The organism is Bartonella sp. AA97HXZ, assembly GCF_042196985.1.
GTDB lineage: Bacteria > Pseudomonadota > Alphaproteobacteria > Rhizobiales > Rhizobiaceae > Bartonella.
Genome location: NZ_JBHIRC010000010.1, coordinates 39101 through 49846, shown reverse-complemented (window position 1 = coordinate 49846; position 10746 = coordinate 39101). Strand labels below are relative to the sequence as shown.

Annotated in this window: 8 protein-coding genes; 4 read left to right on the top strand and 4 right to left on the bottom strand. The window is 41.8% G+C overall.

Going from position 1 to position 10746, the window contains the following annotated elements; genetic code table 11:
• Positions 1–525: 525 nt before the first annotated feature.
• A complete protein-coding gene (locus ACFINE_RS06740) occupies positions 526–1734 on the top strand; it encodes an MFS transporter (protein WP_375621512.1) in 1209 nt (402 codons plus the stop codon).
• A gap of 426 nt (positions 1735–2160) precedes the next feature.
• Here ACFINE_RS06740 and ACFINE_RS06735 read toward each other — a convergent pair whose 3' ends face one another.
• Both ACFINE_RS06735 and ACFINE_RS06730 read right to left on the bottom strand, forming a co-directional pair.
• On the bottom strand, positions 2161–2532 hold the full coding sequence (locus ACFINE_RS06735; protein ID WP_375621473.1) for a helix-turn-helix domain-containing protein: 372 nt from the start codon (positions 2530–2532) through the stop codon (positions 2161–2163).
• A 489-nt stretch (positions 2533–3021) separates the two neighbouring features.
• Positions 3022–3393, bottom strand: coding sequence for a helix-turn-helix domain-containing protein (locus ACFINE_RS06730; protein WP_375613818.1), 372 nt, complete (start codon positions 3391–3393; stop codon positions 3022–3024).
• 1299 nt (positions 3394–4692) lie between these two features.
• Between ACFINE_RS06730 and ACFINE_RS06725 the strand changes: the two genes are divergently transcribed.
• Positions 4693–4830 (top strand): hypothetical protein, encoded by a 138-nt coding sequence (locus ACFINE_RS06725; RefSeq protein WP_375621472.1) that lies wholly within the window; start codon positions 4693–4695, stop codon positions 4828–4830.
• Positions 4831–5104: 274 nt separating this feature from the next.
• Here ACFINE_RS06725 and ACFINE_RS06720 read toward each other — a convergent pair whose 3' ends face one another.
• Positions 5105–6136, bottom strand: coding sequence for a DUF3472 domain-containing protein (locus ACFINE_RS06720; RefSeq protein WP_375621471.1), 1032 nt, complete (start codon positions 6134–6136; stop codon positions 5105–5107).
• A gap of 457 nt (positions 6137–6593) precedes the next feature.
• Between ACFINE_RS06720 and clpB the strand changes: the two genes are divergently transcribed.
• Complete coding sequence (gene clpB, locus ACFINE_RS06715; protein WP_375621470.1) at positions 6594–9173, top strand: ATP-dependent chaperone ClpB; 2580 nt, start codon at positions 6594–6596, stop codon at positions 9171–9173.
• A 404-nt stretch (positions 9174–9577) separates the two neighbouring features.
• On the opposite strand, the gene ACFINE_RS06710 is transcribed toward clpB, so the two are convergent.
• The gene (locus ACFINE_RS06710; RefSeq protein WP_375621469.1) at positions 9578–9949 is read right to left on the bottom strand and encodes a helix-turn-helix domain-containing protein; all 372 of its coding nucleotides are present in this window, start codon (positions 9947–9949) and stop codon (positions 9578–9580) included.
• 567 nt (positions 9950–10516) lie between these two features.
• Here ACFINE_RS06710 and ACFINE_RS06705 point away from each other — a divergent pair.
• Entirely contained in the window at positions 10517–10651 is a 135-nt protein-coding gene (locus ACFINE_RS06705; RefSeq protein ID WP_375621468.1) for a hypothetical protein, read from the top strand.
• The last annotated feature ends 95 nt before the right edge of the window (positions 10652–10746 follow it).

The window sequence follows — 10746 nt, the reverse complement described above, 5'->3', positions numbered from 1 at the left end:
GGTGCTTTGTTGCGTGAAAGTTGTTGGTGCCTTTAGGGTGTGAGAGAAAAATTGATAGTCCAATCAGTATTGCTAACGAAAAAAGAGGGGTGCGTGTTTTGGTGCAAAGAGACGGGGTAATAAAAAGTTGCTTGTTGGTGCTTTGTTGCGTGAAAGTTGTTGGTGCCTTTAGGGTGTGAGAGAAAAATTGATAGTCCAATCAGTATTGCTAACAAAAAAGAGGGGCGCGTGTTTTGGTGCAAAGAGACGGGGCAGTAAAAAATCGCTTGTTAGTGCTTTGTTGCGTGAAAGTTGTTGGTGCCTTTAGGGCGTGAGGAAGAATTGATCATCTAAGCAGTATTGCTAACAAATAAGCAGTATTGCTAAGGAAAAAGAGGGGCGCGTGTTTTGGTGCAAAGAGACGGGGCAATAAAAAGTTGCTTGTTGGTGCTTTGTTGCGTGAAAGTTGTTGGTGCCTTTAGGGTGTGAGGAAAAATTGGTCATCTAATCAGTATTGCTAACGAAAAAGAAGGGGTGCGTGTTTTGGTGCAAAGAGACGGGGCAGTAAAAAATCGCTTGTTGGTGCTTTTGCTGGGTAATGGCGTGGTGTCATTTGGCGGTTGGATTGATTATATCGTGATTTTGACCGTATCTGTGTTCACGTGGAAAGCTGATCAATATGATGTCGCTTTTATTGGAGCGGCAACATTATTACCTGGTATCGTTCTGTCTAAGCCAATTGGAATGTTGGTAAGTCACCGTTCTATGATCCATTGGTTGCGGGCGTCACTGCTGTTACGGGCACTCTGTACTGTCGGTTTATTGATGGCGACGAGTCTGCAAGGATTTATTATACTGGCAGTTATTCGAGCGACATTCAACAGTCTAGCCATGCCTGCAATTTCCGTTCTCAGTGCAAATTCGGTGCCTGAAAACGGACGGACTCGTTACTATTCTGTGCTTAACATGATCAATAGCGCGGCAAAGATGATAGGACCTGCTTTGGGGAGTGCTCTGTCTGTACTTTTATCAGATACCTATACTTTATTGTTTTCTGGATTTTTGACATTGCTAGGCTTTATGGTGTTTTGTTGTCTTGGTGCACAACCTGTCTCGTCGCTCATGATAAAAACAGCGAATACCATAAAATCAAAGCAGAGGCTTTATGGGACAACTTGGTATGCCTATGTGGCGGTGATGTTTGTGTATTTTGCCATGATCTTTATGGTGAATAATCAGTTGCCGGTTATTCTTAGTGCAATGAAAATGAATAAACAGGCTCTTGGGATGCTGGTATCGGCTTCGGCAATCGGTAATTTTCTCTATGGATTTTGGAGTGTGAAACAATCAAAGCATAAACCCCTTACAGGCAAAATATCAGAGTTGTTAATGCCGGCAATGTCAACAATGATTGGTTTTGTCATGATCTCAGTGTGCTTTTTTTACTTTGATTTACTCCGTATTGAGACTTTGTTGCTCTGTTTTTTCCTTATTGGAATGGTTAGCGCTTACTTTTCCATATCTTCTAATGTTTATCTGGTAAGCAATTTCAATGAACAGATTGGATTGGCTTCCGGATGGGTGCAGTCTATACAAAATTTAGCTATGTTGGTGGCGCCGTTTGTTGGAGCGTTTGTTTTAGGTCACACTTCGGCTGGAAAATTGTTTCTTCTTTCTGGATTGAGTGGATTATTCTGTTTATTGGCTATCAGGATATTGCTGAACCGTTCTTTGTTAATTGTTCGATCTCAATGATTGGCTCATCAATAAAACAAATGTTTTAAATCATTTTTCTGAGATTTAGAGGACGTGGAGATAATCCAACATAGAGCAGCTTTTTTGACGTTATAGGTTTAATCTTTGATTTTTACTTAAACGCTCATATGTTTTTTTCGGGGCTTTGCCTTCTTGATACGGTTCCACTGTCTCGTAAACGCAATAGGGGGCATGGTTTTGAGCGACAATGTCATTTTTGTTTAACTCCGCTTTGCTACAAATAGTCAAACTTAAAAACTCAGCTGCCAATCCTTAATCAGCTTGACTTGAAGCAATAATGGAAACAGAAAACGAGGAGCTATAGTGTGAATTATCTTATATGCCATAAAACATCACTCTTGGAGGTATGGTGATATCAGGTATGGGAAACTTTAGGCGGGGGTATGTTAATTGTTGCTCTTTTTCCTAATCAGAAATTAACCATAAGATTGCTTTTTGTTTTTTCGGCTGGAGGTCTCTAAAATTTTTTAAAAGGGTGTGTTCTTTTTCGCTATATGTTTCTTGATTGTGGTGTGAGGTATTTTCTTTTGTGGGAAGATCTTCTTTTGTAGCAATATCTGCATAAAAAAAGTTTACGGGAACTTCTAGTTTTTGAGCGATTTTGAGTAAATACCCTACGCTTACACGATTTAAGCCTTTTTCGTATTTTTGGATTTGTTGGAAACTGACACCTAAATGGCTTCCTAATTCTTTTTGGGAAAGCCCTATTGAAATGCGTCTGTGACGGATTCTTTTGCCTATCAAAATGTCGATAAAATGTGGATTTTTAGTTGGCACTTCAAGCCCCCCTCCGGTTGCGAGCGCCCTCGCATTGGTATTCCGGGAGGTTGAAAATACTGAGCTCAGTCAGCTTTTTGCTTTTAGTGCTTAAAGCACTTGGACATAGCAAAAACTCCCGGAATCCCGGGATACCCACAAAAGTAGGTTCAATTGTACGCTCGGACTTAGGGCTTGTCTTCCCTCTTGATCGCTGCGTAGACGATCAAACTTACGGTATTTATTCATAAGGCAGTTTCAGAAGGTTGGCAAGAAAATGAAAATATTTTTGGATCTCAAGAATTATCCTCTTATGCTGTGAAAAAATGCTTTTTGAGGTTGATATCAGGCATATCAATTTCCGTATCTAGGTATGGGCGCGTGTGTGTTGAATATTTTAGGGGTGGGCTTGTTTGTAGCGCCTTTTGAAGCACTCTCCTTTGAGGGGGCGTGATCTGAAGCTTATATTTTAGAGGGATTAACGAATAATGTTGATTGTTGTGCTTTTGCTTAATCAGAAATCAACCACAAGATTGCTTTTTGTTTTTTCGCTTTGAGCTCTCTAAAATTTTTTAAAAGGGTGTGTTCTTTTTCGCTATAGGTTTCTTGATTGTGGTGTGAGGTATTTTCTTTTGTGGGAAGATCTTCTTTTGTAGCAATATCTGCATAAAAAAAGTTTACGGGAACTTCTAGTTTTTGAGCGATTTTGAGTAAATACCCTACGCTTACACGATTTAAGCCTTTTTCGTATTTTTGGATTTGTTGGAAACTGACACCTAAATGGCTTCCTAATTCTTTTTGGGAAAGCCCTATTGAAATGCGTCTGTGACGGATTCTTTTGCCTATCAAAATGTCGATAAAATGTGGATTTTTAGTTGGCACTTCAAGCCCCCCTCCGGTTGCGAGCGCCCTCGCATTGGTATTCCGGGAGTAACAAGTACTGAACCCTAGTCAGCTTTTTGCTTTTAGTGCTTAAAGCACTTGGACATAGCAAAAACTCCCGGAATTCTAAGGATATTCGAAAAAGTGGGCTCAATTGTACGTTAGGGTTTAGGGCTTTTAGTTCCCTGTTGATCGCTGCGTAGACGATCAAACTTACGATATTTATTCATAAGGCAGTTTCAGAAGGTTGGCAAGAAAAATGAAAAATTTTCTATTCTGTTATACCGTAAAACGGCGCTATTTGAAGGAGGAGTGAAGAGCTTGAATATTCATGATAGGGCTTGATTTGTTGAGCCTGATGAAGTGCTGTCGTTTGAGGAGGGTAGTCTGAAGACTGTAAGGGGACTAGGCAAAAAGCTGGGTTCGTTTTCAGAACAGTGTTTACAGAGCGGTGCGGGGTGGTGATGTGGAAATTTTATTTGGCTGACTTCTGTAATAACGTAAAAGCGTTAAAACGTATATCCGTAAAATGATGCGGAGGATTTGTACTGTGTGTATGCTTTTATCATGGCGTGGAATGTGGTGAGATAAATGGGGGAATACATTTGTGAGTGGAGAGGGGAAAGCTGGGATGAAAAGGGGTGTTAAGTGCGTTTTCTGGAGAAGAGTATGTGGAGAATATTTGGAGGAAGGGCTTATTTGTCTTGTCTGATGAAACAGCATTTTTTGATATGTGGGATAGCCATATGAAATAATCAGCAGGGGAATCTAATAGACAAGAAATCAGATTTTTGCAGAGCAGTGTTTACAGAGCAGTGCGTGGGGTGAATCTTTCGTTGGCTGTTTTCTGTGAATGTGTAAAAGCGTAAAAATGTGAATCTGTAAAAGTGAAGAGGAGGATTTATGGATTTATGCATTGTGCGTGTTTTGGGGGCACGTTGGGTTTTTGCATGGATGGGGTGAGATAAATGGGGAGAGAACGAGCTTGTTAATCGAGGAGGGAAGCTGGAATGAAGAGTGCTGTAAGTCGTAAATGTTTGATGGGAGAGAAAAAGGAGTGCGTGGAATGGGAGGGTGCCTATGGACAAGGGGGAGGGTGTGGATAAGAGGTGGGGGTAGTTTAAAGGGATGCGTGAAGGGATGGTGTGAGGGTGATAGAAGAGGGAGGTGAGGCTTTTATTAAAGGGTGCTGTGGTTTTGAAAGGGGGTGAGAATGGAGAAAATACGCTGGAAAGTATGATGATGAGGTGAGCTAATTTTGGGGGCACGTTGGGTTTTGGCATGGATGGGGTGAGATAAATGGGGAGAGAACGAGCTTGTGAATCGAGGAGGGAAGCTGGAATGAAGAGTGCTGTAAGTCGTAAATGTTTGATGGGAGAGAAAAAGGAGTGCGTGGAATGGGAGGGTGCCTATGGACAAGGGGGAGGGTGTGGATAAGAGGCGGGGGTAGTGCAAAGGGATGCGTGAAGGGATGGTGTGAGGGTGATAGAAGAGGGAGGTGAGGATTTTATTAAAGGGTGTTGTGGTTTTGAAAGGGGGTGAGAATGGAGAAAATGCCCTGGAAAGTCTGGTGACGAGGGAAGTTAAAAGGGATGAGAGCAGGGCTCGAAAAAATAACTGGGAAAGGGAGCCGTGGTGGGGAAATGAAAAAAACTTTCTCACCCCCAGTTGTTTTCAAAGGGGAGTGAGGGGCTTATCAAGAAGAAAAAAGCTAGTTTCTTTTCATAATCTTCCAAGTTTTTCCATCAGACATATACATAATCTTTTGACCTGTGGTTATCTTTTGTGTGCCGTGAGTGGTGTGAAGCGTAGAACTGAAAGCCGCTAGATGATCTATAAAGATTGATTTCCACTTAAATGAATCAGGAGATGGCAAAAAGATATTGGGTGCCCAAGAACGATTTTTTGAACGAATAACGACAAGCTCTTTTTGTTTCAAAACGTTAGAAATTGTTTCTGCAGACAGATCTTTCTCATTGGAAATTTGTATTTCTGGTTTAGTAGTAGGCGAGGCTAAACCTCCAAAGTCGCTTATACTTGTCATGCAAAAGTTGGATGTACATGATGTTTGGATGAAGTCAGAATCTTGACACTTTCCTTGATTAGAAGCTTTCAGACTCCCTTCGTGTAGCTTGTTTTGTTTTATGCCTTGAGGCTCAAAAAAAATCGAACTTTGCGGACTTAAATCATAACAGGAGGAGAGATGTCTCTTCCAACGAGAATGGTCTTCAACAAAACTTGAAGATTTACGGAGTTGTCCAAATGTATTTGGTACTTCTATGGTCCCAATATTCACTTTTTTACCCGTTATAAAATCGACTACTGTCGCTGTAACTAGATTTCCATTTTTTTCAACATATAATCGATATCTGCGTCCCATCTCCCATGGAAACTTGATTTCACATCGTACTCCTGAACCTTCCTGAGTAAAATGCTTACATGTATTACCCTTCCATCCCGTTGCATTCCAGATAGAAAAATGAATGGTACGGCCGCTCCTGTTGAAAAAACCAATTTGTCCACTTTTTCCATTTTGGAATTCAAATTTATTTCCCCAGAAATAGATGGAGTTAGGCCCACCATCGTAATTTACTTGCTGGGTGAAAACAAATAGATCAAATGATGCATTTTTAAGCCATTCATGCTCTATTGTAATAACTTTGCCGGCAAAAACGGCATAGCTTGGTTTACTTATCAGAAGGAATAAAAGTATTAAAATAACCTTTTTTACAGTATGGTACATACTCAAATCCTCTATCTTAATAAAAATAGTGTAACTTTATAAGTATTAAAGCATATATTCAATGTTTTGTTAAGTAAAATTAGAGAAAATACTTTAATGTTTACTCTAAACTATATGCTGTAAAGACTACTTTGTTTAAAGTGTTTTTGCATGCTCCTTTTCTGCTGTTCAAATTTAAGTTTAATGGTGGAATTTAGGGGTGATGGTTTAAAAAGGGGAGTGATGATGGGGGGTATAAGAAAAGTTGCGGTTTTTATTTAAAATGATAGCGTATTTTTTTTCTCCCTCTTGCTATGAGGCTTGTAGAAACCCATATTCTTTTTAGCACTATGGTTCTTCTTCTTGCTGCTTTTTTCGCGGTGTTTTTTAGAGGCTGGAAAATCCTTTCTGGATGTTTCTTTTGTGGAATATTGGAGAGGTTAAAGTGTGGTGATGGCTTGAGATTTAAGGAAAAAAAATGAACTTGGAAAAATATAGCGAACGCGTGCAGGGTTTTTTACAATCAGCACAAAATAGCGCTCTTGCTTCTGATCATCAGCAGTTTATGCCGGAGCATTTCCTGAAAGTGTTGTTAGACGATTCTCAAGGATTGGCTGCATCGCTTATCCAAAACGCTGGTGGTGATCTTACTCTTATTCAAAAGGCGCTAAAAGAAGCACTTGATGCTTTGCCTAAAGTGCAGGGGGGAAATGGACAGCTCTATCTTTCGCAGCCATTGGCAAAAGTTTTCGCGCTGGCTGAGGATATTGCGAAAAAAGCCGGTGATCAGTTTGTGACCGTGGAGCGCATGTTGCAAGCGCTGATCATGGAAAAGACCGCAAAAACAGCCGATATTTTAACAAGTGGAGGATTGACCCCGCAAGCGCTTAATCGGGCAATTAATGCGCTGCGGAAAGGAAAAACAGCCTCAAGCCCCCATGCCGAAGGACAATATGATGCCTTGCAAAAATATGCCCGGGATCTCACAAAAGATGCCCGTGAAGGAAAACTCGACCCTGTGATTGGGCGGGAAGAGGAAATCCGCCGCACTATTCAGGTGCTTTCACGGCGGACCAAAAATAATCCTGTGCTTATCGGTGAGCCTGGGGTGGGGAAAACAGCTATTGTGGAAGGGTTGGCATTGCGCATTGTTAATGGCGATGTGCCTGAAACTTTGCGGGATAAACAGCTTCATGCGTTGGATATGGGAGCGCTTATCGCTGGTGCAAAATATCGTGGGGAATTCGAAGAGCGCCTCAAAGCGGTGCTGGCAGAGGTGCAAGCTGAAAATGGGCAGATCATTTTGTTTATCGATGAATTGCATAATCTCGTTGGGGCTGGAAAATCCGATGGGCCTATGGATGCTTCTAACTTGTTAAAGCCTGCTCTTGCACGCGGAGAGCTCCATTGTGTGGGCGCTACTACGCTCGATGAATATCGAAAATATGTTGAAAAAGATGCTGCTCTTGCACGCCGCTTTCAGCCTGTCTTTGTACCGGAACCCTCTTTAGAAGATACTATTTCTATCTTGCGCGGTATTAAGGAAAAATATGAACAACATCACAAAGTGCGCTTGGCTGATAGTGCTTTGATTGCGGCGGCGCGTTTGTCTAACCGCTATATTACGGATCGCTTCTTGCCGGATAAAGCTATTGACCTTATCGATGAAGCGGCGGCGCGGTTGCGCATGCAGGTCGATTCAAAGCCGGAAGAACTCGATGCTGTTGATCGGCGTATTTTACAGTTGAAGATCGAACGGGAAGCTTTGAAAACAGATGTCGAGCCAACAGCAAAAGAACGTTTGGAAAATGTGCAGGAGGAACTCAAAACATTGGAACAACAGTCCGCTGAGATGACAAGTGCTTGGCAGGCTGAGAAACAAAAATTAGGGCATGCTGCTGATTTGAAAAAACAACTCGAAGAAGCTCGTAATGCTTTGGCTATTGCACAACGTGATGGACAATTCCAACGCGCTGGAGAGCTCGCTTATAGCGTTATCCCTGAACTCGAAAAACAATTGAGTATTGCGGAAAATGATGACCAACAAAATCATCTCGTTGAAGAGACGGTTACTGCTGAACATGTGGCGCGGATTGTTTCACGCTGGACCGGTATTCCTGTTGATCGAATGCTGGAGGCAGAACGGGAGGCGCTGTTGCGGATGGAAGATGAAATTAGCAAACGTGTGATTGGTCAGGGAGAGGCTGTTCAAGCTGTTTCTCGTGCTGTACGCCGCGCGCGTGCAGGGTTGCAAGATCCCAATCGTCCCCTTGGCTCTTTCATGTTTTTGGGTCCTACTGGTGTGGGGAAAACCGAATTAACCAAAGCTCTTGCCGCTTTTCTTTTCCAAGACTCCAATGCCATGTTGCGCATCGATATGTCGGAATATATGGAAAAGCATGCTGGGGCGCGGCTGATTGGGGCACCTCCTGGATATGTTGGATATGAAGAGGGTGGGGTGCTGACCGAGGCTGTACGTAGAAGACCTTACCAGGTCATTCTGTTTGACGAAATTGAAAAAGCACACCCTGATATTTTTAATCTCTTGTTGCAAGTGTTGGATGAGGGACGCTTGACTGATAGTCAAGGACGTACCGTTGATTTTCGCAATACCTTGCTGATTATGACTTCTAATCTTGGTGCTGAATTTTTAACTGCTTTGCCTGAAGGGCAAACAACCGATCAGGCAAAAAATGATGTTATGAATGTCGTTAAAGCGGCTTTCCGTCCTGAATTTTTAAACCGTATTGATGAGATTATTCTCTTTCAAAGGCTGCAACGTCACGATATGGAAGCGATCGTCGATATTCAGATAGAACATTTGCAAAATTTGCTCAATGAACGCAAAATAACTTTGCAAATCGAGCCAGAGGTGAGAAAATTTCTTGCCGATAAAGGCTATGATCCGCTCTATGGTGCGCGTCCGCTTAAACGGATTATTCAAAAAGAAATTCAAGATCCACTGGCGGAAAACATCTTATTTGGAAAAATTCACGATGAGACAACGGTGAAAATTACAAAACAAGGAGATCGGTTGGAATTTTTGCCTGAAGATTAAGTTTGGAAAAATTCATGGTATAAAGGGCGGTGATAATCCTATTATGTGATAAACACCGCTCTTTGAAGCGTGCTGATTTAGAAAAATTCACGATGAGACAGCGGTATTTTATTGCAAAGCAAAGGGAGTGGCTGGTGTTTTTGCATGTTAAATCAGCGTTTTCGAATATCGTAGGATTCTTTTACTTCTGTTTGTCGTGAAAACTATTTTCTTGCAATGTTATAAGTGAAGTCACAAGCGGGATTGCTTTATTGCTTTGTGCGTAAAAACGTTAAAGAGAAATGCCGTTTATCCGCCGTAAAACATTGCTCTTTGAAGGGGTGTGGGGAGCTGATCTGAATTTGACTTAAGGATGTTTCGTTGTTTGATATATTAGCAAATAACGTTGATCGTTGCGCTTTTGCTTAATCAGAAATTAGCCACAAGATTGCTTTTTGTTTTTTCGGCTGGAGTTCTCTAAAATTTTTCAAAAGGGTGTGTTCTTTTTCGCTATAGGTTTCTTGATTGTGGTGTAAGAGGGTTTCTTTTGTTGAAAGATCTTCTTTTGTGGCAATGTCTGCATAAAAAAAGTTCATAGGAACTTCTAGTTTTTGGGCGATTTCCAGTAAACATTTGGCACTTACACGATTGAAGCCTTTTTCGTATTTTTGGATTTGTTGGAAACTGACACCTAAATGGCTCCCTAATTCTTTTTGGGAAAGCCCTATTGCAATGCGTCTATGACGGATTCTTTTACCTATTAAAATGTCGATAAAATGTGGATTTTTAGTTGGCACTTCAAGCCCCCCTCCGGTTGCGAGCGCCCTCGCATTAGTATTCCGGGAGCCTGAAAGCACTGACCTCGAATCAGCATTTTGCTTTTAGTGCTCATCGCACCTGGACATAGCAAAACCTCCCGGAATCCCGGGACACCCACAAAAGTGGGTTCATTCTTATGTATCGAGGTTTCGGGCTTTCAGTTCCCTATTGATCGTCGCGTATACGACCAAACTCACCCTTTAAGTAATAAAGTAGTTTCAGAAAATTGGCAAGAGAAATCAATATGCTATAAAACGGCGTTATTTGGAGGGGGGATGATATCAAGTATATCAATTTCCACATTTAGGTGTTTTTTAGAGTGTGTGGTGAATATTTTTGGCTGGGCTTATCTGTTCTGGTCTGATGAAACAGTCTCGTTTGAGGGGGACGTCTGAAGACTGTAAGGGGTACTAGGCAAAAAACTGGGTTCGTTTATAGACTATTGTTTATAGAGCGGTGTGGGGTGGTGAACTTTTCGTTGGCTTCGTTCTGTAATGATGTAAAAACGTAAAAATGTGAATCTGTAAAAGTGAAGTGGGGGATTTGTGGATTTATATATTGTGCGTGTTTTTGGTCACTTTGGGCTTTTGGGGGCGTGGAATGTGGTGCGAGGATTGGGGGGAAGTGTCTTCGTGAATGGAAGTTTAGAGGAAGAGTCTGTTCAGTTGTTAAGTGTGTGATGGGAGAGAAAAAGGAGAATGGAGGATGAAGAGAGTGCGCATGGATAAGAGGAGAGTGTGGATAAGAGGTGGTGGTGCGAAGGGATGAAGGATGG